The sequence below is a fragment of the Euzebya tangerina genome (assembly GCF_003074135.1).
Taxonomy (GTDB): Bacteria; Actinomycetota; Nitriliruptoria; order Euzebyales; family Euzebyaceae; genus Euzebya; species Euzebya tangerina.
This window is the reverse complement of the sequence record NZ_PPDK01000001.1, coordinates 2,027,950-2,052,089: the sequence shown is the minus strand read 5'-3', so window position 1 is coordinate 2,052,089 and position 24,140 is coordinate 2,027,950. Positions and strand designations below refer to the sequence as shown.

At 69.2% G+C, this 24,140-nt stretch carries 16 protein-coding genes; 13 read left to right on the top strand and 3 right to left on the bottom strand.

Annotated features, from left to right (window positions below; translation table 11 throughout):
- Window positions 1-5 precede the first annotated feature (5 nt).
- From C1746_RS09470 to C1746_RS09450, 5 genes are all read left to right on the top strand, one after another.
- A complete protein-coding gene (locus tag C1746_RS09470) occupies window positions 6-3,152 on the top strand; it encodes an ATP-binding protein (RefSeq protein ID WP_116714361.1) in 3,147 nt (1,048 codons plus the stop codon).
- On the top strand, window positions 3,149-3,652 hold the full coding sequence (locus C1746_RS09465; protein ID WP_205711790.1) for an ATP-dependent zinc protease family protein: 504 nt from the start codon (window positions 3,149-3,151) through the stop codon (window positions 3,650-3,652). The genes C1746_RS09470 and C1746_RS09465 overlap by 4 nt, the downstream gene beginning before the upstream one ends.
- On the top strand, window positions 3,649-4,632 hold the full coding sequence (locus tag C1746_RS09460) for a succinylglutamate desuccinylase/aspartoacylase family protein (RefSeq protein WP_205711789.1): 984 nt from the start codon (window positions 3,649-3,651) through the stop codon (window positions 4,630-4,632). Before C1746_RS09465 ends, C1746_RS09460 begins: the two co-directional genes overlap by 4 nt.
- A 10-nt stretch (window positions 4,633-4,642) precedes the next feature.
- A complete protein-coding gene (locus C1746_RS09455) occupies window positions 4,643-5,851 on the top strand; it encodes a RimK family alpha-L-glutamate ligase (RefSeq protein WP_116714360.1) in 1,209 nt (402 codons plus the stop codon).
- A 125-nt stretch (window positions 5,852-5,976) separates the two neighbouring features.
- On the top strand, window positions 5,977-8,076 hold the full coding sequence (locus C1746_RS09450; RefSeq protein ID WP_116714359.1) for a ribonuclease catalytic domain-containing protein: 2,100 nt from the start codon (window positions 5,977-5,979) through the stop codon (window positions 8,074-8,076).
- Window positions 8,077-8,163: 87 nt separating this feature from the next.
- Here the strand turns inward: C1746_RS09450 and C1746_RS09445 are convergent, their stop codons facing one another.
- The gene (locus C1746_RS09445; protein WP_116714358.1) at window positions 8,164-9,021 is read right to left on the bottom strand and encodes a hypothetical protein; all 858 of its coding nucleotides are present in this window, start codon (window positions 9,019-9,021) and stop codon (window positions 8,164-8,166) included.
- Window positions 9,022-9,257: 236 nt separating this feature from the next.
- On the opposite strand from C1746_RS09445, the gene C1746_RS09440 reads away from it, so the two are divergent.
- The 5 genes from C1746_RS09440 (at window position 9,258) to C1746_RS09420 (ending at window position 15,502) form a co-directional block, all read left to right on the top strand.
- Window positions 9,258-10,322 (top strand): cell wall-binding repeat-containing protein, encoded by a 1,065-nt coding sequence (locus C1746_RS09440; RefSeq protein WP_116714357.1) that lies wholly within the window; start codon window positions 9,258-9,260, stop codon window positions 10,320-10,322.
- A gap of 56 nt (window positions 10,323-10,378) precedes the next feature.
- Complete coding sequence (locus C1746_RS09435) at window positions 10,379-12,043, top strand: DUF4331 domain-containing protein (RefSeq protein WP_116714356.1); 1,665 nt, start codon at window positions 10,379-10,381, stop codon at window positions 12,041-12,043.
- Between the two features lie 21 nt (window positions 12,044-12,064).
- Entirely contained in the window at window positions 12,065-13,357 is a 1,293-nt protein-coding gene (locus C1746_RS09430; protein WP_162867572.1) for a tetratricopeptide repeat protein, read from the top strand.
- Window positions 13,358-13,404: 47 nt separating this feature from the next.
- The gene (locus C1746_RS09425) at window positions 13,405-14,901 is read left to right on the top strand and encodes a HoxN/HupN/NixA family nickel/cobalt transporter (RefSeq protein ID WP_116714354.1); all 1,497 of its coding nucleotides are present in this window, start codon (window positions 13,405-13,407) and stop codon (window positions 14,899-14,901) included.
- A gap of 61 nt (window positions 14,902-14,962) precedes the next feature.
- Window positions 14,963-15,502 carry a GNAT family N-acetyltransferase gene (locus C1746_RS09420; protein ID WP_162867571.1) on the top strand — a complete coding sequence of 180 codons (540 nt, stop codon included), beginning with the start codon at window positions 14,963-14,965 and terminating at the stop codon, window positions 15,500-15,502.
- Window positions 15,503-15,552: 50 nt separating this feature from the next.
- Here C1746_RS09420 and C1746_RS09415 read toward each other — a convergent pair whose 3' ends face one another.
- Both C1746_RS09415 and C1746_RS09410 read right to left on the bottom strand, forming a co-directional pair.
- A complete protein-coding gene (locus tag C1746_RS09415) occupies window positions 15,553-19,851 on the bottom strand; it encodes a M14 family zinc carboxypeptidase (protein ID WP_116714352.1) in 4,299 nt (1,432 codons plus the stop codon).
- Window positions 19,852-19,928: 77 nt separating this feature from the next.
- Window positions 19,929-21,155 carry an arginine deiminase gene (locus C1746_RS09410; protein WP_116714351.1) on the bottom strand — a complete coding sequence of 409 codons (1,227 nt, stop codon included), beginning with the start codon at window positions 21,153-21,155 and terminating at the stop codon, window positions 19,929-19,931.
- Between the two features lie 121 nt (window positions 21,156-21,276).
- On the opposite strand from C1746_RS09410, the gene C1746_RS09405 reads away from it, so the two are divergent.
- From C1746_RS09405 to C1746_RS09395, 3 genes are read left to right on the top strand one after another with little or no spacing between them, the layout of a single operon-like run.
- On the top strand, window positions 21,277-22,053 hold the full coding sequence (locus tag C1746_RS09405; protein ID WP_116714350.1) for an ABC transporter permease: 777 nt from the start codon (window positions 21,277-21,279) through the stop codon (window positions 22,051-22,053).
- Window positions 22,050-23,294: an ABC transporter ATP-binding protein gene (locus tag C1746_RS09400; protein WP_276309964.1), complete on the top strand. Its 1,245-nt coding sequence runs from the start codon at window positions 22,050-22,052 to the stop codon at window positions 23,292-23,294. The genes C1746_RS09405 and C1746_RS09400 overlap by 4 nt, the downstream gene beginning before the upstream one ends.
- Entirely contained in the window at window positions 23,291-24,115 is an 825-nt protein-coding gene (locus C1746_RS09395) for an ABC transporter permease (RefSeq protein WP_116714349.1), read from the top strand. Before C1746_RS09400 ends, C1746_RS09395 begins: the two co-directional genes overlap by 4 nt.
- Window positions 24,116-24,140: the final 25 nt, after the last annotated feature.

Here is a 24,140-nt window from a genome sequence, read left to right as displayed (position 1 = left end):
GGAGAATGCCCAGCCCGTCGCTGCACGTGATCATGTTCGGGACACTCCGGCTGGAACGGTCAACCGGAGATGACCGAGCGATCGCGCTGACCCTCGGGGAACGGCGTGTTCTTGGCACCCTCGCCCTTCACCACGGGACCCCGGTCCCGGAAGCCCGACTGACCGACGCCCTGTGGCCTGACGGCGATCCTCCGGCCACGGCCCGGAACTCACTCCACAACCACCTCTCACGGCTGCGCGCCAAGATCGGCCGCGCTGTGTTCATCCGTGGACCGGAGGGATACCGGCTGGCCAGCCACGTCAGCACCGACCTGGAGCAGTTCACGGCGGAGCTCGAGGACGCCCGCCAGGCCCGGACCCACGGCCTGTGGGCAGCCGCCCTCGAGGCGGCCAACCGCGGCACGGCCATCGGGGTGGGCCCGGCGCTCCCCGACCTCGACGACACCGTGGCTCGGGGCGTTGCTGCCCGACTGGACGCGGAGGTCGATGAGCTCCTCGATCTGCGCACGCTCGCGCTGCTCGAGCTGGGGCAACTGGATCCGGCCATCAGCCAGCTGCGAGGCCTCCTCGAGGCTACGCCAACCCACGAACGACGGTGGGAGCTGCTGATGGTGGCCCTCGACCGGGCCGGCCGTCGGACCGAAGCGCTGGACGCCTTCCACTCGGCGCGCCGGAAGCTGGTGGAGGAGCACGGGACCGAACCCGGGCCGGAGCTCTCCCGCCTGCATGCCGAGATGCTGCGCTCATCCGGTCCTACCGGGGACGTCGGCGGATCGCTCAGGATCGGCCGGACGCAGGAGGTGGAGGACGCGCTGGCAGCGATCTCCTCCGGCAAGCAGGTCGCGGTGACCGGGCCGGCTGGAATCGGAAAGACCTCGCTGCTGCGGATGATCCGAGGCGGGTGGAAGGGCCGGTGCATCACGGTCGAGTGCAACACCAACCCATGGCGGGCGTTGGGCCCGGTCCACGAACTGATGGACCACCTGCGTCCGACGCTGCTGTCGCTGGGCCTGCCCGCCGATCCGACGGAGAGCCACGACGTGCAGGCGGACCCGGCCCGGGGACGCCTTCGCCGTCCCGGGAGCATGGCGACCCGCACCGCAAGTGCGATCGCCACCGCACTGGTCCGACTCCCGGACACGGTCGTGCTCATCGACAACATCGACCGCGCCGGTCCGACGACACGCTCGATCCTGGTGGCAGCGCTGCGGGAGTCGGGCACACCGGCCGTCTTCGCCGCCCGCGATGGTGGCAAGGACGCCGCAGCGATGCAGGACGCCGTCCACATCCCGCTGGCCGGACTGGACTCCGATGCCCTCGCGGACCTGGTCGGTGCCAGTCGACCGGACATCACCACCGAGGACGTCGAGGCGGTGGCGCAGTGGCTGCGGCATCGCACGGGCGGCCACCCGCTCTACGCGCGGCAACTGCTCGAGCACACCGCCGCGGAGGAGATGGTCGCCGGACCTGGGGAGGACCACGGTCAGGACCCGCTCGACGCTGGACTCGTCGCGTTGCTGCAGGCCCGGCTGGCCGAGCTCCCGTCGCACACCCGCCCACTCCTCGACGCGACCGCGGTCATGGCCGACCCGCTGGACCTGACCGTCCTCCGGGCCATCACCGATGTCGGACGGATGGATCCGCTCATCGCCGCCGGGGTGCTGGTCGAGGTGGCGCCGGGCGAGATCCGCTTCAGCCACGAGCTCTTCCGCAGGGTGGCCCGGGACCAGATCCCGCCCGGACGTCGGCTGGAGCTGCACCACGCGATCGGGCAGGCAACGACCAGTCCTCCGGAGCGAGCCCACCACCTGGTGCGAGCAGCGGAGCTGGACCCACACGCCGCGGTGAGCGCCGCCGGCTCGGCCGCGCGCGAGGCGTTCACCCGGCAGGCCTACGCCGACGCTGCGGAGTGGTTTCGGACCGCGGCGCAGCTGGCCGAGTCGCACCAGTACGACCGGCTGGCCGTCCTGGATCTTCAACTCGAAGCCGCGGACAGCGCACGGCTGGCGGGTGAGAGTGGACACGCCACCTCCCTGCTCGACCTGGCGGAGGAGGCGATGGAGACCGGGCACGTGGACCTTCGCCGCCGCGCTCTGGTGGCTGCCGTGCAGTTGGGGGAGGCAGTGGACCCCGGGGGCGTCCAGGCGCGGGCGGTCGCCGTCGCCGGGCGAGGTCTCGACCAGGAGACCGACCCCGGGTGGTTGGCTCGCCTGCAGGCCACCTCCAGCATCCTGCACTCGATGGCGGGGGACCCCGACCGGTGTCGTGCCCTCTTCCTGTCTGCCGAACAGCTCCTCGAGGGGCAGGACGATCGCGTGGCCTGCGACGTCCTGCCGTACGCCTACATGGCCCTCGGCCACGTCGACGACCTGGATCGCCGGGTCGCCGCGCGCGATCGGCTGCTCGAGGCCGCGCTGACCGAAGGCGATCCCGTCGCCGAGTGGGAGGCAGCCCACCTGTCGTTCTCGATCGCGATCATGCAGGCGGATGGACCGTCACTGCGGAACGCACACGCCGAGGCGCAACGTCTGTTGCCCTTCGCCGGCAACGTCGGACGGACGTGGTCGGTGGCGTATCAAGCGGCCGCGCTGGCCGCGATCGACGGCGACCTGGCCACGGCGGAGGCGCGCAACACCGAGGCCTTCGACGTGGGCCTCACGGTCGCGGCGACCCGGGCCATGTCGGCCTGGTCGGGGCAGCTGTTCGCTCTGCGGTGGCAGCAGAGCCGTCTGGGCGAACTGGCCGCCCTGATCCGGCAGATCGTCGAGGACCAGCCGGAGATCCCGGCCTGGAAGGCGGCCGGCAGCCTGATCGTGGCGGCAGAGGACCCTGAGCTCGCCGGCGCGTGGTTCGACGCCCTGGTGACCGACGACGGAACCGTCAGCGGCCTCCATCGCGACTTCGCCTGGCTGGCCGGTGTGCTCTCCCTGGGCGCGTCCGCCGCCGCGCTGGAGGACCAGGCCCGGGCCGCGCGAGTACTCCCGGCGCTGGCGCCGTACACCCATCTTGTCTGCTGGCAGGGCACCTGCTCCTACGGTCCGGTCGCCGCGGTCGCCGCCGACCTCGCCGAGCTCACGGGCGACCACGAGCAGGCCACGACCTGGCGTGAGGACGCCGAGCGGCTGCGATCCCGGCTACGGTCCTCCGCGTGAGCACAGCGATGGGTGAGGCGAGCGCATCGGGTCTGGGCACCGTCGGCTGGCGGGAGTGGGTGAGCCTCCCGGACCTCGGGATCCCCTGGATCAAGTGCAAGGTCGATACCGGCGCGCGGACGTCGGCGATCCATGCGACGGAGCTCGAGGTGAGCATGCCCGATGGCATCGAAACGGTGTCATTCGAGATCCACCCGTGGCAGGACAGCGACGCCGACCCGGTCCGGGTGACCGCGCCGGTGCTCGAACATCGGGAGATCCGCTCATCCAACGGCGAGCTGTCGCTGCGCCCGGTGGTGCGCACGACCATCGGGGTGGGCCCGCGGTCGGTGCAGGCGGACCTCACCTTGGCCCGCCGCTACGACATGGGCTTTCGCATGCTGCTCGGCCGCAAAGCGCTCAGCGGCACGTTCCTGATCGATCCTGCCCACTCCTACCTGCAGGGCCGCCCGCCGCTGGACGTCCGCGACCGCAATCGTGGCCGAGGCGGTCGCTCGTGAGCCCGGCGAGGCGGGCCAGCCGACCGGTCTTCGAGATCGGTGACGCCGTCGTGAAGGCAGGTCGGAAGGCCCGGACGCAGATCCCGATCACGAAGCTGGTCAGCGGCTCCCCGATCTCGCTGCCCGTGCTGGCCGTCCACGGGCGGCACGAGGGTCCGACGATCTGGCTGAACGGTGCCATCCACGGGGATGAGGTCAATGGTGTGGAGATCATCCGCCGGGTCCTCGCCCAACTCGACCCCCGGTCCCTGCACGGCACGGTCATCGCCGTCCCCATCGTCAACGTCCCCGGCTTCCTCAGCGGCGACCGCTACCTCCCCGATCGACGGGACCTCAATCGGTCGTTCCCCGGATCGTCCCGCGGGTCGCTGGCCAGCAGGATCGCGAAGATCTTCATGACCGAGATCGTTCGCCGCTGCACGGTCGGCATCGACCTGCACACCGGCTCGGGCCACCGGACGAACCTCCCACAGATCCGAGCCAACCTGGACGACCCCACCACCCGGGCGCTGGCCGACGCCTTCGGGGCGCCGCTGATGATGCACGCCGCAACCCGAGACGGGTCGCTCCGTCAAGCGGGAACCGAGGCGGGCGCGACGGTGCTCCTCTACGAGGGCGGCGAGGCGTGGCGGTACGACGAGACGGCGATCGTGGCCGGGACCGATGGCGTCCTCGCGGTGATGGCTGCCCTGGACATGGTCAGCGAGGCATTCGACCGCACACCCCCGACGCCCTACATCAGTCGCAGGTCCCGCTGGGTCCGCGCCCGTCGATCCGGTCTCATGCAGCTGGCCGTCGACCTCGGGGATAGGGTCGACAAGGGGGCGTCGCTCGGCCGCATCCACGACTCCTTCGGTGGCCGGCTGGGCCAGATCAACGCGCCCGCCGACGGCATGGTCATCGGCCTCAACCTGGACCCGAGCGTCAACCAAGGCGACGCCCTGGTCCACATCGCACACAACGAAGGCAACCACGCATGAAGACGAACGCATGAAGATCGCCATCCTCTCCCGGGCAGCAGATAGCTACAGCACCCGTCGGCTCAAGCTGGCGGCGGCGCAACGCGGTCACGACGTGAAGGTGCTGAACACCCTGCGGTTCGCAATCGATCTCAGCGGCGACGAGCCCGACCTGCAGTACCGCGGCCAGCCGGTCGACGACTACGACGCCGTCCTGCCACGCATCGGGCAGTCCATCACCTACTTCGGCACCGCCGTGGTGCGACAGTTCGAGCAGATGGACGTCTACACGCCCAACACCTCGACGGGGATCACCAACTCCCGCGACAAGTTGCGGTCCCTCCAGATCCTCTCCCGCCACGACATCGGCATCCCCTCCTCCACCTTCGTCCGCGACCGCAAGGACGCCGTCCCCGCCATCGACCGGGTCGGCGGAGCCCCGGTGATCATCAAGCTGCTGGAGGGGACGCAGGGCATCGGTGTCATGCTCGCTCCCGACGCCAAGGTCGCCGAGGCGATCATCGAGACGCTGCAGTCGACGGGCACCAACGTGTTGCTGCAACGCTTCGTCGCCGAGAGCAAGGGGCGCGACATCCGGGCGCTCGTCATCGGAGACCGGGTGATCGCCGCGATGCGGCGGACGGCCGAGGGTGACGAGTTCCGCAGCAACGTCCACCGAGGCGGCGCCGCGACGGCCATCGACATCGAGCCGGCGTACGCGCGCGCGGCGGTACGTGCCGCCCAGATCATGGGTCTGAAGGTGGCCGGCGTCGACATGCTGGAGGGCGACGACGGGCCGCTGATCCTCGAGGTCAACTCCTCCCCCGGTCTGGAGGGGATCGAGGGCGCGACCGGCCTCGACATCGCTGGCGCCATCATGGACCACATCGACAACCAGGTGGCCTTCCCGGAACTCGACGTGCGCCAGCGCCTGACGGTCAGCACCGGCTACGGCGTGGCCGAGCTGCTGATCCGCGAGGACTCCCACTACGCGGGCCAGACGCTGCGGGAGTCCGGGCTTCGGGAGGCGGACATCTCGGTGCTGTCGCTCCACCGAGACACCACCGTCGTTCCGAACCCGCGCGGCAATCGAATCCTCGAGGGTGGGGACCGGCTGCTGTGCTTCGGCAAGCTGGAGGAGATGCGGGGGCTCATCCCCGAGCGGCGCCGTCGACGTGCGCGTGTTCGGGACCTCCCCGACGCCCCACTCGGCAACGGCGACACCCCCTCCCAGGCCTGATCTGGCGGGGTGCCGCAACCCGTCTGGCCCCCTGCACGCCGGACGGGTACCGTGCCACCCCGGGACGCCCCCACCGCCACCGCGTCGCGCTCTGCGCGGCCCCACCCCCGTGCAGGAACCACCACGTGCAGGTCACCGGACGCTTCACCCCCCATCCCCGTGGCTTCGGCTTCGTCGAGCCACCGCCAACCAGCTCAGGCGCCGCACCACTCGTCGTTGATGAGGCGGGCCGTTCCCACCGCGTCAAGTCGGCCTTCGTGCCGCCGGACGTCGCCCGCGGCTGGGTCGCCGATGACACGGTGACGGCCGTGCTCACCGTTGACTCCGAGGGACGCGTGAACGTGGCCTCGATGACGTTGGTGACCCGGCAGCGGCGGTTCGCCGTCGGTGTGGTCCAGCCCTTCGCCGGCAAGATGATCCTGCAGCCCGACGCGCGACTGGGCCTGGGTGAGTGGCCCATGACGCCGGAGATGACCAGCAAGCTCCTCCACGCCGAGGGCAAGCAGATCGTCGCCACGCTGCAGCCGACCGGCGTCGCCAGCTGCGCGGCGCTGGTAGCCGGTCCTCTGCCCGCCCTCTCGCCCTCCGCCGTTCGGGCTCGCTCGGTGGTGATCGCCCACGGCGGGGCCACCCCGGACTCGATTCCCGGAGGGCCGGAGGCCGTCGGACTCCCGGTTGCGGAGACCAACACCAACGTGCTGCGGACGACCGGGCGCATGGCTGCTGGTCAGGCGGGCCTGGCTGCAGGCCTCACCCCCGACGAGGGGCCCGTCCCCGGCGCGCTGCACCAACTGGTGGACCGGCGCGACGAGGTGCAGATCACCATCGACGCCGACTCCTCCCAGGACCTGGACGATGCGCTGTTCGGTGCGTGGAGCGGGGACGCCGAGGACCCCGTCCTGATCAAGGTCCACATCGCCGACGCGGCGGGAACCGTGGGCATCGGCTCCGCCGCGGATCGCTACGCCCGCACGATGGCGGCCACGGCGTACTTCACGGCCGGGCCGAACGCGGCCATGTTGGATCCGGCCCTGTCGGAGGGCGACCTGAGCCTCCTCCCCGGGCAGGACCGGCGCGCCGTGACCGTGCAGATGCTCGTCGCCCCGGACGGTGTGGTCAGCGGCGTGACGGTTGACCTGTCCTGGATCCGATCGGATGCTCGCCTGTCATACGCCGCCGTCGAGGCCTACCTGCAGGATCCTGGCCCCACGGCGTTGATGACGGGCGCTCATGGGCCGCATGGCGCGTCGCCGGAGGCCCTGCCGCACGTCTCGATCGCCGTGGCCGCGCTGGCGGAGGCCGCGACCCGGTTGGGCGCGGCGCGTGACGCCCGCGACACGCTGGAGGATCTCTTCACCGACGCCGAACTCGAGGCGGCCGTGATCGACGGGAAGATCCGGGCCGTCAAGGCCGACCCACATCCCGCTGCCCAGCGGCTGGTCGAGCGGCTGATGGTGGCGGCCAACGAGGCAGTGGCGGCGTGGGGCGCAGCGCGGAACCTGCCGCTGCTGTATCGGTCGCACTCCGGCTTCGCGGAGGACCGGTTACCACGGCTGCTGGCGGCCGCAGAGAAGCTCGGGACGCCGTTCGAAGATCCCGGGTCCGTCCAGCCGGCCGACCTGGTCTCCCTGGTCGAGCGACTGCAGGACGAAGGACAACACGATGCCGCCGCCGCGCTCGCGACCACGGCCACCGGCGTCGTTGCCCGGGCCGGGTACACCGCCGTGCCCTCCGCCCACGACGCGCTCGGCGCGGGCGCCTACACCCACTTCACCTCGCCGCTGCGTCGGTACGCCGACCTCGTGGTGCACCGACAGCTGCGCGCGGCCATCGCCGGGGAGGTCCCGCCCTACTCCGCCGAGGATCTGACCAAGCTTGCGGTCTGGCTGGACGCGCGCAGCGGTGCGGCCTCACACGCTCAGGCGCTGGAGCGCAACGCCCTCTGGTCGGCTCTGCTCGAACGCAACGCAGTCCACTTCCCCACGCCGGGAACCATTGTCGGCATCTCCAAGGCCGGCCTGCGGATCCGGATGACCGTCCCCGGCCTGGTCGGGTTCATGCCGGCTGCGCGGGCGCTCGGTCTCCCGCCCCGGCAGAAGGCCACGCTCGAGCTGGACACGACCGAGATGGCCACCGCTGACGGTCAGTTCACGCTGGGTGGCTCCATCAAGGTTCGGCTGGACCGACTGGACCCGCTGGGCCGCCCCGACCTCAAGCCGGCCTAGCACGGGTGGGTGGACTTCCCGCCCGTCCGGGCCGGGAAGTCCACCCGCCCAGACCGGACAGGCACCGGTCAACCCCGTCAGACCCGGTCAGGTCCCGGGGAGGACCGCCACGACGCGCCACTCCTCCCCGACCGGGCCCAGCACCGCGGTCAGCGGCGTCGCGGCGTCGACGGAGACGGTCCGCGCCCAGGTGAACACCTGCGGCCCGAACTCGCTGACCAACGTCGAGGTGTCGGCTGAGTCCGGCAGCGACGCGACGTCGCCGATGCCCACCGTCCCGTCCTGCTCCTCGGTGCACAGCTGCTCGGCCAACGACGGCGAGCCGATGAGGCCCTGCTCCAACGCCGAGGAGTCCTCGCAGGCCACCCGTGCATCCACCCACCGCCGCACCGTCGTCTCAGCACCGTCCGACGCCGGGTAGAGGAACGTGTTGGTGTTCTCCGCCACGTTCACGCGCCACACATCCCCGTCCTGCTGGAGCTGCCAGGTCGATCTGCCCCGAGCGGCCACCAAACCGAGCACGGGGTCGAGCCCGGCCTGGAACCCGGTCAACGTCGCGACCGTCGCAGTCGTGCCGTCCTCGCCCTCGGTCACGTCGTCGATCCGGTAGCCGGTCACGGTGGGGAAGTCGGCGTGGGCGCTGACCCACTCGGCGGGGCTCGGGTAGGTGGTCGACCGGAGATCGTCGGTCAGGAATTCGTAGGACGCCTCCCACTCCCCTGCTGCCTCGAGGGTCAGGAAGCTGGCCAGCGCAGACTCCGGATCGTCGGCCGCCTCGGGCGTCACCGGCTCTCTGGGTTCGGGCAGCTCGGCGAGCGCCTCGGGATCGCCGTCCCGAGTGGTCTCAGAGGTGGCGGCAGGGGTGTCGGAGTCCCCTCCGGACCCTGTGATGACCAGAGCCGCGGCAACACCGATGGCGAGACCGGCCAGCAGGGCAAGGATCACCAGGCCACGTGATGACAGTCGCGTTCCAACCAAGATTACTCTCCGATATCCACGTTTGACGTTGGGCTATTGGGTGCAGGGTATGTCATACGGTTCGTACCAACCCGACCTGGTGTTTGCTTCGAACAACGACTGTCGAGCCTCAGAGCCGCTTGCCGCCGCAGTACAAGCGAGTGGGCGGTTGTGGTGTTCGTCGGTATCCAACCATCAACGCCCCACCTTGGAGGGCCATACATATGAGTAGACACAAGGTCGCACGTGCACCTATCGCACTGTTCGCGGCCGTGGTGATGCTTCTTGCCCTGGCACTACCTGCGTCCGCGCAGGACACCACGCGATTGGAGGGCGGGGAGACACCCGTCTCCTCAGCAATCGCGTGGAGCCAGCTGAGCTTCACCGACGGCAGCGCACCGACAGTCATCATCGCAAGGGACGACGAGTTCGCCGACGCACTGGGTTCTGGTGCCGTCCAGGGACTCCTGCAAGCTCCCCTGCTCCTGACCGCCACCGACGCACTGAGCCCGGAGACCGCTGCGGAGATCACCCGCCTCGGCTCATCCAGCGCCATCGTGCTCGGCGGCGTGGACGCCGTAGGCCCCGTGGTCATCACGGAACTCGAGGCCTTGGGCCTTGAGACCGAGCGGATCGGCGGTCCCACCCGGATTGAGACCGCGGTCCTGATCGTGGAGCGGTTCTTCCCCTCCACAACCGACGTGATCCTGGCTCGCGCCTTCGGCACCGAGACCGACCCGACCCAGGCCTTTGCCGACTCGCTCGTCACCGGACCGTTCGGTGCCGCGACGAACACCCCCAGCCTGCTGACCGCAACTGACTCGCTCGACGGCCCCACGGCCGCCGCACTGGGCGAGTTGCCGATCCAGCGGGTCCAGATCGTGGGCGGCACCGATGCCGTAAGCGAGGGCGTGGCCGATGAGGTCGAGGCCGCACTGAGCGTGCCCGACGTCGACGGCGCGGACCAGCAGCCCGGCACATCGGTCACCCGGATCGACGGTCCGAACCGATGGGCGACCGCGGTGCAGATGAGCATTGCCCTCGGCAATGCGACTGCAGCCGACGCGAGCCGCATTCTGCTGTTCGAGGCCCAGAGCGACACCTCGTGGACCTCCGGCTTCCCCGCTGGCGTCCAGACCGGCAACGGCGCGGCCGTGCTGCTCGCCAACGGCGACAGCCTGACGCCCGAGACAACCGAGTACGTCACAGGCGCGGCACGTCCGCTCATCTGTGGTCCTGGTGTGAGCCAGGCGGCCTGCGATGCCGCTGAGGCGGCGATCAACGAGTGAGGTCGGTTCACGCAGCACACCAGTCACGAGCACACATCAGTTCTGAAGGAGCACCCATGACAACCACACCACGCACCCGGAGCTTCCGGGCGCTGCTGGCGGCCGGGCTTGCAGCCCTGCTGGCCATCACAACCCTGTCCACCGTCGATGCATCGAGTCACCGGGAGGCGCCGCTGATCGCGGAGGACCCCGTGGCCGACAACACCGACACCTACGCCTTCGTGTCTCCGGCGAACCCGGACAACACCGTCCTCATCGCCAACTACATCCCACTGCAAGACGCCGATGCCGGTCCGAACTTCCACAACTTCGGCGACGACGTCCTCTACGAGATCAACGTGGACAACGACGGTGACGCTGTTGCCGACGTGACCTTCGAGTTCGACTTCACCACCACGCTGACCGACCCGAACAGCTTCCTGTACGCGTTCGGCCCGATCACCGCGCTCGAGGGTGAGGGCGCTGCCGCCTGGAACCTGCGTCAGAGCTACGACCTGTCAGTCGTCCAGGACGGCGTGCGGACCGTGCTCGGCCAGGACCTGGTCGTGCCGCCGAACAACCTCGGCCCACGCTCGACCCCCAACTACGCGGCCCTCTCGGATGCAGCCATCCAGTCCATCGACGTGGACGGCGGCACCCTGCAGGCCTTCGCCGGTCAGAAGGACGACCCGTTCTGGGTCGACCTCGGCTCCGTCTTCGACCTCGGCACCCTCCGTCCCTTCGAGGGTCTGCACCTGGTCGGCAACGACTCACCGACCGAGTCGGCAATCGACTCCGTCGCCGGACGCAACACCCACTCCATCGCTGTTGAGGTGCCCTCCAGCTACCTCGGCGCAACCGAGGACCAGCCCGTCGTCGGTGTGTGGGCAACCGCATCCCGTCGTCAGACCCGGACGTTCTCGGCCGGCAACTCCGCCGACCCGATCTACACCGGTCCCTACCGTCAGGTCTCCCGCCTGGGCATGCCCCTGGTCAACGAGGCCGTCATCCCCTTGGGTCTGAAGGACACCTTCAACACCCTCTCACCCAGCCAGGACGCCGGCGCACTCGCTGGCGTGACCATCGAGCGTGCCTCCGGTGCGAACTCCGACGAGGGTGCTGTCCCCGTCGTGACCGACCCTGAGCTCCTCGACCTGTTCCCCGTCCTGTACCCCGACGCCTTCGACACCGACGGCGAAGACGGACCGGACGAGGGCGCTTTCACCCACTACAGCGCCGAGGCCGTCTCTGCTGCCGTCGGTGACGAGGTCGGACGTGTGGACCTCTCCGCCATCTACCTGACCGGTGTCGGCATCACCGCCGAGGGCGAGCCCTGCCTCGACTCGACGGCCGACGACTGCGACAACGTCAACCAGATCCCCGGCGGCGTCCCCGCCGAGATGATCCGGCTGAACACCGCGGTGCCCCCGTCATCCTCCAACCCCAACGACGTCAACCGTCTTGGTGTGCTGGGCGGAGACAACGGGACCGACTTCCTGGGTGAGGGCGCGGAGGCCGACGGCTTCCCGAACGGCCGTCGTCTGTACGACGACGTGACCGACATCACCCTGCTGGCCCTGGCCGGCGCGACCGTTCCGGGCGTCGACCCGGCAACCGTTGCCCCGCTGAGCGATGGGACGTTGACCAACGACCTGCCGTTCCTGGACACCTTCCCGTACCTGGCGCAGCCGCACAGCGGCTACTACTCGCCGCAGGAAGATCCCTTGGGCAACAACCTGTAGGCCTCGGCCTACCATCATCCGGTGAGCAACTTAGTAGCCACCGCCGCGATGGGGAGGGACACACGTCCCTCCCCATCGTGGGCTCCTGCCGTCACAGCGCTCGTCGTCGCCGCCATCGTCGGGTTGGCCGTCGGCGTGTTCCTGACCTACGACGACACCCCGAGCACACCGCTGCCCGACATCGCACTGCCCGCTGACGACGCCGTCCGAGACCTCCAGCGCGCAGCTGAGCAGGACCCGGACGATGCCGCCAACTGGCAGGCGCTCGGCGTCGCCGCCACCAATCAGGCGATCGCAACGGCCGACCCTGCGTGGTACGCCGTCGCCGAGGAGGCCTTCGACCGCGCCGCGGAACTCGATCCCGCCGACCCGTTCACCACCATCGCCCAAGGCCAGCTGACCCTGAGCCTGCACGACTTCACCCAAGCCCTCGAGCTGGGGCAGCAGGCCGTTGCCGAGCTGCCTGACACCGCCGACGCCTACGGCGTGCTGACCGACGCCCAGGTCGAGCTCGGTTCCTACGACGAGGCTGCTGACTCCGTGCAACGGATGCTCGACCTGCGGCCGGATCTTCCGGCGCTGGCACGTGCCTCGTACCTGCGACAGCTGAACGGCGACCTGGACGGGGCCATCGTGGCCATGCGCCAGGCAGAGACTGCCGGAGGCGGCACGGCCGCAGCCGTGACCATCGCGGGGGAGCGTGCCTCGACGTCCAGTTCGGTCAGCGCGTTGCTGGGCGACCTGCTCTTGCACCGTGGTGACCTGGAGCAAGCCGAAGAGGCCTACGTCCGTGCCCAAACGCCGGCTGCGGCCGCTGGCCTGGCGCGGATCACCGCCGCCAGGGGTGACCTGGATCGGGCCACCGACATCCTCAGCGATCTGTCCCTGCGTGCCCCGGTCCCAGCGGTCGTGACCGCCCTGGCCGAGGTGCAGGAACGAGCTGGTGACGACGAGGGTCTGGCCGAGACCGTTGCGCTCGCGCGGACCATCGCCACGCTGCAGCAGGAAGCCGGCCAGACGGTCGACCTCGAGCTTGCGCTGTTCGAGGCCTCCTTCGGCGACCCGGCGGTTGCGGTCGAGCTGGCGCAGGAAGCATATGAGGCCCGACCGGACAACGTGTTCGCCGCCGGGTCGCTGGCGTGGGCGCTCCACCAGGACGGCCACGTGGAACGGGCGCGAGAACTGGCAGAGCGGGCCAGTCGGTTGGGGACGATCGACACGGCCCATGAGCTGCGCATGGCCGAAGTCCTGGGCGAGGAGGACCCCGCCGTCCTCTCCCGCAACCCCGTCGCACGTGACCTCTACCTCCCGTGAGTCTCTCCCGTGAGCCGGTCCGATCCGGCGCCGTCGGAGGCCGACGCATGCGTGAGTTGACCCGGCCAGGGCGGGCAACGTCACGCATGCGTGGAACGGCCACCCGGCGGTTCTCCCGGACGCTGCGGGTGACCATTGCGGTGCTGGTCGCACTGGCGGTGCTCGCCGCGCCGGCGGCAGCGCACCCCTTGGGCAACTTCACGACCAACACCTCGGCCACACTGCTGATCCAGCCCGACGCGGTCGACGTCGTCTACGTCCTCGATCTGGCTGAGATCCCGACTCAGCAGACGGCCTCAGCCATCGCCGACGCCGGAGGCGCGCAGACCTGGGCGGCCGAGGAGTGTCGGCGAATCGCAGACACCCAGTCTCTGGAGACCGACGGTGCGACGACCGAGATCCTCGCCGACGCGGCCGCAATCACCTTCCCCGAGGGGGAGGCGGGCTTGGACACCCTGCGGCTGACCTGCAGCCTGTCCGGTGAGACCCCCATCGCGAGGGACACGCAGATCGACTACGCCGATGAGTACGTGCCGGAACGAGCCGGATGGCGGGAGGTGCTCGCGGTCGGGGACGGGACCACGGTGGGCACCAGCGATGTGCCCAGCGAGTCGGCCACCGACCAACTCCGCGAGTACCCCGACGCGGAGGTATCACGAACCACCAGCGCCAGCCTGCGGTTGGAGAGCACGCAGGGAGAGCCAGCACCAGCGTCTCTGCGATCCGCGGAGTTCACGCCCGTCCCAGACGAACCGAGTGGTGGCCTATCGGGGCTGGTCGAGTCCTACACCGACCTGATCGCACGACAAGACCTGACCGTCGGCTTCGTCCTGCTGGCGTTGCTGCTCGCCATCCTCCTCGGTACCGCACATGCCGTCGCTCCCGGGCACGGCAAGACCGTCATCGCCGCGTATCTGTTGGGTGAAGGTGGACACGCCCGTCAGGCCCTGGCGCTCGGTGGAACCGTGGCGGTCACCCACACCATCGGTGTCCTGCTCCTCGGCTTGGTCGTGCAGACCTCCGCCACGGTGGCTCCCGAGTCGCTGTATCCGGTCCTGGGTGCCATCGGCGGCGCGCTGTTCGCTGGCCTCGGCCTGTTGCTGCTGTACCGGGCGCTACGCAACCGTGGGCACAGCCACGACCACCACCACGACCACGGCCACGGTCATGACCACGATCACGGTCATGATCACGACCACAGCCACACCGGTCAGCGGTCCTCGGAACCGAGCTGGCGCATGCTGGTGGTGCCGGGACTGGCCGGAGGGATGGTCCCCTCGCCCTCTGCACTGCTGGTCCTCCTGGGCGGCGTCGCCCTGGGTCGGACCTGGTTCGGCGTGATCCTGGTCATCGCCTACGGGGTCGGGATGGCGTTGGCGCTCGTCGGGGCCGGCTACCTCCTGCATCGCGTTCGCTACCGGGTCATGGAACGTCTGGAGAGCACGACGTGGGCTCGGGTGTCCGCGGCCCTCCCCGTCGCCACCTCCTCCCTGATCGTGATCGGGGGCCTGGTCATCGTGGCTCGATCGGTTTTCCTGGCCTGATCACCGTCCCGCGGAGATTCGGCACCGCCATCTCGCAACATGCTCCTCCATACTGAGACGCGTGACCCACATCCGTGACGCCGAACCCGCTGACCTGTCAGTCCTGCGCGCGATCGACATCGCCACCCACTCGGTCGACACCTCCCCCGGCCCGCCGCCGGACCCCGAACGCCACCACCTCGGCAACTTCGGGCCCGGTCAGGTGCTGGTCGCCGAGTCCGAGGGCGGGCGCATCCAGGGATACACCGCGTGGGGACACCCGACGCCGCTGCCGTCGAGCGAGCACGTCATGCAGATCCAGGCCCTGGCCGTCGACCCACGCTTCCAGGGTGAGGGCGTGGGTCGGGCGCTCATCCGCGGCGTGCTCGAGCTGGCCAGACACCGCGAGGCGACGAAGGTGTCACTGCGGGTGCTCGGCACCAACGTGGTGGCGCGTCGCCTGTACTCCCTGGCTGGCTTCGTGGTCGAGGGCGTGCTCCGACAGGAGTTCGAGTTGGAGAACCGGCTGGTGGATGACATCCTGATGGCGCACTACCTGGATGGTGACTTCGACGCCCATCGCGAGGTCGACGCGCCACGGTTGGATCAAGCCCCGGACTGACGACGAGCCGCGAGTCCGATCAACCCGCGGCCCGTCCGGTCGGTCGTTGCTCAGCCCTCGATCGCTGCCTGGAGTGCGCCCTCGACGGCCTCGTCGATGTGGGAGCTGTCGCCGATGATCTGGCCGCGCCGGAGCACCTCGAGCAACGGCACGGTCTCCGTGGGGATCTCGTCGGCTCGCACCCCGAGCTGTGGCTCGCCCGCCGCAGCGGACAGCGGTGCCGCAGCCAGGGCGAACACCCACGCGTCGTCGGCCTCGGCGTTGATGAACACGGCACCTTCGCCGTTGGTGAAGGCGGGCCAGAGCTCCTGCGCGATGGCGGCAGCGGTGCCCATCCGATTGGACCCGGCGACCCGCACCCCGCCAGGCACGGCGTCGAGCACGTCGTCGGCCAGCACCGCGGTTCCACCCAGCAGCGTCGCTGCTTCGATCTCGGCGTTCACCATGAAGGTGGCGGCCGCGGGATGCAGTGATGCGGTCTCGCTGAGCACGATCGGCACACCCGTCCGAGCTGCGTAGGCACCGCCGACCAGCGCGTCAGGCCAGTTGTAGCCGTAGGCAACCAGTGCCTCGGCCCCCGGGTTAAGCGCATGGACGTACTGCGCGATCAGCCCGGCGGTCTCGAAGCGGGTCTCCCCGGCGAAGCGCTCGACGTCGTACCCGGCAGCAGCAAGAGCGTCCGAGACCGCCGTCGAGACGGCCTCGGTGCCGCCCAGCACGAAGACATCGTCACCGGCCTCCAAGACCCGGTCGATCTCAGCCGCCACGTCGGCGTTCAACTCGGCGTCCGGCCCACCCTCGGTGAACAGGATGCAGGCATCAGGTCCGGCCAGCGGTGACCCGGCCAACGCGTCGGCGAACGCATCGTCACGAGCCAGGACGACCCGTCGCGCCTGCGTGTAGTCCGGCACCAGGTACTGACACACCTCGATGGCGCCCGCAATGCGGTCCCCGCCGCCGATCCTGGTGATCCCGTCAGGCTGTTCCGGTGAGAAGAAGATCTCCTCGGACAGCACCTGCTCGCCCACCACATCGTTCACGAACGGCGCCACTCCCACCTCGACGTAGGTGCCGGGCTCGATGCCCTCGAGCCGAGCCGGCGAACCCTCGACCTCGACCTGGGCGACGGGTTCGCCGTCGGCGTAGGCCGTCGCTCGGTAGCCGGCCGACTGATCGAAGTTGGCCCCGACCTCGAACTCGGCGAGGACGGCGTCGCCGTCGATGCTGGCCGTCACCGAGGCGACGGCACTTGGGCGATCGAGGCCGACCAGATCGTCGACCAGTCGCAGGAACGCGGCGTTGCGGGCCTGCGTGGACCCGATCGCCTCGAGGCCCCAGGGCAGGAAGATCGTGTCCTCGGTCGCGATCCCCGCCGAGAGCGTCGGGAGGATCGACTCGGTGCGCTCCCAGTTGATGGTGGGATCGGGCGACCCAGCCGGCGGTGGCGTCGCCGCCCACTCGCCTAAACCGTCCTCGAAGCCCTCCGACTCGATGACATCACCATCGACCACGATCTCGACGTCGTCGACGACAACCCCGGTGTTGGTCAGGCCGACGTCCGAGATGTAGGCCAGCGAGACCTCGACGACGGAGCCGGCGTAGGCGGAGAGATCGAAGGACGCGTCGACGTACCCTCCGGAGTTGCCGTTGAAGGCGTGGAACTCACCGGTCGGACCGGTCGGGTTGCACGCGCCGTCGACATAGTGGTCGAAGATGAACGGGTGGACGTCCCACAGCCCGTCGGTGCAGACCGACAGCGGGCCCTGGACGGTGCTGCCGTTGGCGTCCGGCAGGGTCGTCCAGTCGTTGCCACCATCCGTTCGGGCCTCGACCGCGAAGAAGTCGTAGGCCGCCTCCACGTCGTAGGAGGTCGCGAAGGTCAGGGTCGGGGCCTCCCCGGCCGTGACCCCGGTGAGATCGATGGTCCGGGTCACGCGGTTGTACGCCAGGTTGGTCGCGGGGACGCCGACGTAGAAGTCGCTGTCCAGCGGTGCGAAGGGACCCTGAACACCGGGGAGATCGCCGTAGCGGGCGATCGTCTCGGAGGCGAACAGGGGGAACTCGTCTGCCGGCAGGATGTCGGAGGTCACGACGAACTCACCGGCCGCATCCTGCGGGCTGGGCTCATCGGCCAACTCGAGCAGGCTGTCGGCCAGCGCGCCTGCGGTGCCGATCACGGCGGTTGCCGGCCGCTCGTTCACGCGGTTCCACGCCCCCAGGTAGTACTGGTGGAAGTCGTCGGAGTAGAGCAGACACGTGTTGGGGTCGGTGCAGGTCGACGTGATGTCGCCGTTGTCAGCGACCAGTGCTCCGCCGAAGCCGACCTGGCCGGCGAGGCCGAAGTAGCCGGCGAACTCACCGGTGTTCATGACCTTCCCGCCCTCGTTGAGGTAGTCGCGCAGGCTGACCGTCAACTCGACCATCGACTCATCGACCAGGGCGTCGCCGCCGAAGCCGGTGTCGTCTGCCGCCTGGGTCAGGCGGTTCTGTCCCGAGTACCAGATCACTGCGTCGTAGTGGGCGAGCACGCCCAGGTGGTGCGGGACACCCTGGCTGTCGAGGTCCCACACCTCGGCGGAGTACGACGCCGCTTCCAGCGCATCGACGTAGATCTGCGCGTACTGCGGCGCGTCGACGTCCGGCTGCTCGGGGTTGAAGCCGTCGTAGTCCTCGTTGGCGACGACGAGTACGTTGCTCGGCTCGGTGCTCACCGTGTAGGTGAAGCGCTCCGACTCCGCGCCGTTGCCGCTGAACCACACCTCGACCGAGTCGCCGGGCGCCGCGCCGGTCACGGTCCCGCGCACCTCACGGTAGTAGCGGTCGAAGTCGGCGCCGTACCGCTCGCCGCCGTCCCACTCGGTCGTCGCGGCGGTCTGGGTGGCGCCACCGCCCACCGACCAGTTGACCTCGGGGGCCTCGATCTGACGGCTGATGATCGCTGCGACCTCGGTGGTGCCGCTGTGGGCCTCCTCGAACGGATCGATCTGGAAGTCGTCGGCCGTGTTGCCGATGTGGCTGTCCGGCTCGTAGGGGTCGTCCGCGCTGCGGGCCAGGTCGAGGGCGAACTCGATGTTCTTCTCGAACTCGGCTTGGATGAGGGCCTCGTCGTCGGGGAAGTTGAACACGCTCTGGCAGTTCTGCGGGTCGGGCGCCACGGTCTGACACGTGGAGAGCTCCGGGGTGTAGGCGAGGGCGCCGTGGACGTTCTGCGCGTTCTCCGTCGCGGCGCCGTTGGTGATGTAGAGCTCAGCGGACAGGTCGGGGTCATACCCCTCAACGGCGGGCTTTGCGTCGTCGCCGGCCAGCGCCTCGAGGATCACGTCGTCCGGTGTCGGCGTTGCGACCTGGGATCCGGCGCCGTACAGGATGAGCTCGGCAGCGGAGTGGTAGTCGACGAGGAAGGCCGGACTGATCTCGCCGATGAAGGCATCGAGGGCTTGGATCTCCGGCTCTGAGCCAGGGGCCGTCCCCCGGTAGGTGGCGTCGGCCGGATCGGGCGAGGAGCCCTCGTTGTCGTACCCCCACTGGTAGGGCCAGTTGCGGTTCAGGTCGACACCATCCGCATCGGCGGTGATGCTGCCGTCGCCGTTGTTGTCCTGCAGGTTCTTGCGCCACAGCCGGTTGCCCGGCGTGAAGGTCCAGTCGTAGCCATCGGGGTTGGCCACGACGATGAAGTACAGATCGCGGGTGTCGACCAGCTCGGTGATCTCGGTGTCCGTCCCGCTGTCGTAGTTCTCGAGGACGTAGCGCAGCAGGCGACGATTGACCTCGGGCGCAATCCACTCGCGAGCGTGCTGCGTCGCCTGGTACAGCACCGCGGGAAGGTCACCGATCTCGGTGCCGTCGGGGTCCCCGGTGACGCGGACCGCGACGATGTCCTGTCCGTTGAGGCTCTGACCGATCGTGATCCGCTCGGTGATGTCGGGGTACGCCGCGACCAGGTCGTCGACCTCCTCGGCCAGGTTCCCAGGACCGCTCCACGGTCGGAAGACCCCTGCCTGGTTGAACGTCGTGCCCTGACCGTCACCCGCAGGACGTTCCTCCACCACATCACCAGCCGCCTGCAGCTCCTCAGCCTGTGCACCGGTCATGATGACCTCGAGGCGAACCTCGTCCTGGTCGGCCTGCGCCACCCGGGTGATGTCGTACCCGAAGACCCGGAGCGTCTCGGCCCGTTGTGGCGAGACGACCACGTCGTAGGCCCCCAGCTGATCTGGACCGGGCTCCGACGCCTCGGGGTCAGCACCCTGGGCGGCGGTGCCCAGTATGGCGACGATGAGCAGGGCGAGGGCCAGTGGCCAGTGGGTGCGTGTCAGGCGGCGGGCTGACGTCACTGCATCGGTCGACATACGTCCTCCGTGGTTTGCGGCTGGAGCAGTCGATCACACTTTGTCGGACAATGCCACTCCCGCCGTGTCCACGAGGGTCACGTGAGCGATTCGCGCTCCACGGGGCACGACATGCAGCGGGGACCGCCCCGCCCACGGGGCAGTTCGAAGGAGGAGATCTCGTGCACGGTGATCCCAGCCGCACGTAGCCGCCGGTTGGTGTCGACGTTCCGCTCGTAGGCGATCACCTCACCCGGGGCGATGGCCAGGGTGTTGTTCCCGTCGTCCCACTGCTCCCGATCGCTGGCCACCTCGTCCTCGCCGGTGGTGATGACGCGCAGCTCATCCACCCCGATGGCGGCGGCCAGCGCACGGACGAGATCCGGCTCCTCGCGCACGGTCATCGTCCCCTCCCCGCTGGCCGGACCGGCGCCTCCGCCGGGGTCGATCCGGAAGGCGCGGGACACCTCGCCCAGGCGGGGCCACATGACGATGGCGTCCCGATCCACCTGCGTCATGACCGTGTCGAGGTGCATGGTGCCGCGCCCCATGGGCAACTCGACGGCGAGGACGTGGTCGATCTCGCCGGCGTCGAACAGCCGAGCCGCAAGGTTCTCCACCGCGATGGGTGAGGTGCGTTCGCTGACGCCGACCGCGATCGCGCGATCCGACAGCACCAGGATGTCCCCGCCCTCTACGGTGGCGGGGAAGTAGTCGTGGGTTCCCTCGCCGTACCAGATCGGGCGCCCGCCCAGCTCTGGATGGGCGGCATACATCGTGCGCCACAGGAGCCGCTCGGGTTGCCTGGCCGGCTTGTACATGGGCGAGAGCACGCGTCCGCCATAGAGGTGCGCGCTGGGGTCCCGGGTGAACACGGAGTTCGGCAGCGGCGGGACGAGGAAGGCGGTCGGACCGAGGAGCCCCCCGGCGAACCCGTCGCCGGCACCGGGAACCTCATCAACCGTCAGCCCGCCGATCAGGTGTGTGGCGAGCGCCCGTGGTTCGAGGTCGCGGAGGAACCCACGCACTCGGTCCACCAGTTCCACCCCACACGTCTCGGGGGTCGCACGTCGCTGGATCAGCTCGGCGGCCACCTCGTCGTCGGTGACGACGGTCTCCACCAGGTCGGCGAAGAGGCGGACCGTCACACCTCGGCCCCGCAGCACCTCGGCGAACATGTCGTGCTCCTGCTTCGCCTTCTCGACCCAGATCAGCTCGTCGAACAGCAACTGCGTCTTGTTGGCCGGGGTCAGCCGTCGCAACTCGAGGCCGGGACGATGCAGGATGACCTCGCGCAGCCGACCGATTTCGCTCGAAACGCTCATGTCGGGCAGCGTATGCGACCGCCGGCAGCCCCCGCCCGACCGGCCCGCTTCCCAGCTGGGCGGACACAACCTTCCACGCTGTCACGCTGTTCCGTCCGCTGTGTTCGGTAGGGTCAACCCAATGCCTGACGAAACACCTGCCCGAGCTCCGGCTGTCGAGGGCGAGCGGACCGTACTCATCGGGACCGCCCTCGTCGTCGCCGTCATCCTCGCGCTGCTCGCCTGGCGGGTGGCCGTCGGCTACTCCGGCGTCGTGAGCTTCTTCGAGTTCGTGGCCGAACGGGTCGACGAGATCCTGACCCGGACCAGGGAACATGCCGTCCTGACCGTGGCCTCCGTGGGAACCGCCACGATCTTCAGCGTGCCGCTCGGCGTCGCGATCCAGAAGACCCCGCCGCTGCGCAACGGCTTCCTGACGCTCTTCGGCATCGCGCTCACCGTCCCGTCGCTGGCGTTCTTCGCCATCCTGCTGCCCGTGCTCGGGATCGGGTTCGGGCCGCCGTACGTGGCACTCGCGATCTACTCGGTCCTGCCGATCCTCAGAAACACGGTCACGGGACTCGATTCGGTCGACGAAGCCGTGGTGGAGTCCGCGAAGGGCATGGGCCTGTCGCGATTCGAGCGCATCCGCAAGATCGAGCTGCCGCTGGCATGGCCGGTCATCCTCACCGGCATCCGCGTCGCCACCATTCTCGCTGTGTCGATCGCGGCCATCGCCACGCTCATCGGCGCCGGAGGATTGGGGGAGTTGATCCAGGACGGACTGACTCGCTTCGGGTTCCCCAACTCCACCGAGGCGATCTGGGCCGGGACCCTGTTCACGATCGTCCTTGCCCTGGTCTTCGAGGCCTTCTTCGCCCTGCTCACCAAGCTCACCACGTCAAAGGGAATCCAGTGACCGATCACTCCGCAACCGACGACACCGAACCACGCGCCGGAGTCTCGCGTGAAGTGGCCACGACCATGTCGACGGACGACACGAAGACGATGATCCGGCTGGAGGGTGTGTCGAAGACCTACCCCGGCACGACGGTGCCCGCCGTGTCCGATCTCGACCTCGAGATCCCCGAGGGTGAGATCCTGGTGCTGGTCGGACCCTCGGGGTGTGGGAAGTCGACCACCCTGCGACTCATCAACCGGATGATCGAGCCCTCGTCCGGTCGGATCATCTTCGACGGCGAGGACGTCACGTCCGTCGACGCTGACAAGCTGCGCCGCCGCATCGGCTACGTCATCCAGCAGATCGGACTCTTCCCGCATCTGACGATCAAGGCGAACATCGCAACGGTTCCCAAGCTCCTCGGCTGGTCCAACGACCGGATCGAGAGTCGGGTCGACGAGCTGCTGGACCTGGTGGGAATGGACCCAGGGCAGTACCGCGACCGGTTCCCCAAGGAGCTGTCAGGTGGACAGGCACAGCGTGTGGGCGTGGCTCGCGCACTGGCCGCAGACCCACCGGTGATGCTGATGGACGAACCCTTCGGAGCCATCGACCCGATCACTCGAGACCGTCTGCAGAACGAGTTCCTGCGCGTTCAGGAGGAGCTCAAGAAGACCATCGTCTTCGTGACGCATGACATCGACGAGGCCATCAAGATGGGGGACCGCATCGCCGTCCTCGGTGAGCAGTCACGCATCGCGCAGTTCGACACGCCCGAGCGGATCCTGGCCTTCCCCGTCGACGACTTCGTCTCCGACTTCATCGGGAGTGGTGCCACCCTGAAGGGACTCAACCTGGAGCGCGTTCGGGACATCAAGCTGGACGACTTCCCACGCGTCGCGTCCGGCTCCCCCCGCCGGGAGGTGCAGGCCGCAATGGAAACCACCCCCGATGGCTGGGCCATGGTCGTCGACGAGGGTGAGCGACCACTGCGCTGGGTGCACCGCAGCGACCTCGAGCGCACCGACAAGCCACTCGTGGAGGTCGGTCAGCCGATCGACACCATCGAACAGAATGCGACGCTGCGCGATGCACTCGAGCTGATGCTCCACTCCTCCACGGCCTGCGCCACGGTGGTGGACAAGGACCAGGCCTACGTCGGCGTGATCCGGATGACCACGCTGAACGAGCGCATCGAGGAGATGCAGCACGACGCCCGAGTCCACTACGACGAGCTGAGCCGACAGGTGTCCGCATGAGCGCAGCAACCGCGACCACGACGGCGGGCGACCAGTCGCTGGGCGACCTGCTCAGCAGTGTCACGAGCTACGTCCGCGCCAACCGCTGGATCACGCTGTCGATCGTCCCGATCGTCATCGCGATCCTCGGCTACCTCCTCTTGGATGCGATGGCCCTGTTCGACGAGGCCGCACGAGAGAACCTGCGCTTCGCCGAGCAGCGCGTCTTCAACCCAGCCCAGATCCGCCGGCAGTTCGCGCAACACGTCACCATGACCGCCTACTCCACGGGCCTGGTCGTCGCCTTCGCCATCCCGTTGGGCATCTTCCTGACGCGTCCGTCGGCTCGTCGGATCGCCGAGCCAGTTCTCGCCGTCGCCTCCAGCGGCCAGGCGGTGCCCGCCTACGGTCTGCTGGTCCTGTTCGCGATCTTCTTCGGCCTCGGCTTCGGGACGGCCGTCTACGCACTGGCCGTGTACTCGATCCTGCCAGTGCTGCGCAACACCATGGTCGGCCTCCGGCAGGTCGACCCGAAGGTGGTGGAGGCGGCACGCGGCATGGGGCTCACCAAACGCCAGGTCCTGCGACGGATCGAGCTGCCGTTGGCAGTGCCGATCATCCTCGCGGGCTTGCGGACGGCGCTGATCATCAACGTCGGGACAGCCGTGCTCGGGACCTACATCCGTGGCGGCGGTCTGGGCGAGATCATCACCGCGGGACTCGAACTGCGGGAGGACTTCGTGACCTTCGCCGGTGCGGCACTCGCCGCGTTGCTGGCCATGTCCATCGACTGGCTGGCTGCCGTTGCGGAGTACACACTCAGCCCCAAGGGCCTCCGCTGATCAGACCGTGATGTCGATCTCCCGC

Excerpts from the sequence above, each read along its gene's own strand:
- C1746_RS09470 (WP_116714361.1), top strand. The coding sequence starts at position 6 with ATGCCCAGCCCGTCGCTGCACGTGATCATGTTCGGGACACTCCGGCTG.
- C1746_RS09455 (WP_116714360.1), top strand. The coding sequence starts at position 4,643 with ATGAAGATCGCCATCCTCTCCCGGGCAGCAGATAGCTACAGCACCCGT.
- C1746_RS09440 (WP_116714357.1), top strand. The coding sequence starts at position 9,258 with ATGAGTAGACACAAGGTCGCACGTGCACCTATCGCACTGTTCGCGGCC.
- C1746_RS09435 (WP_116714356.1), top strand. The coding sequence starts at position 10,379 with ATGACAACCACACCACGCACCCGGAGCTTCCGGGCGCTGCTGGCGGCC.
- C1746_RS09425 (WP_116714354.1), top strand. The coding sequence starts at position 13,405 with ATGCGTGAGTTGACCCGGCCAGGGCGGGCAACGTCACGCATGCGTGGA.
- C1746_RS09415 (WP_116714352.1), bottom strand. The coding sequence starts at position 19,851 with ATGTCGACCGATGCAGTGACGTCAGCCCGCCGCCTGACACGCACCCAC.
- C1746_RS09410 (WP_116714351.1), bottom strand. The coding sequence starts at position 21,155 with ATGAGCGTTTCGAGCGAAATCGGTCGGCTGCGCGAGGTCATCCTGCAT.
- C1746_RS09405 (WP_116714350.1), top strand. The coding sequence starts at position 21,277 with ATGCCTGACGAAACACCTGCCCGAGCTCCGGCTGTCGAGGGCGAGCGG.
- C1746_RS09395 (WP_116714349.1), top strand. The coding sequence starts at position 23,291 with ATGAGCGCAGCAACCGCGACCACGACGGCGGGCGACCAGTCGCTGGGC.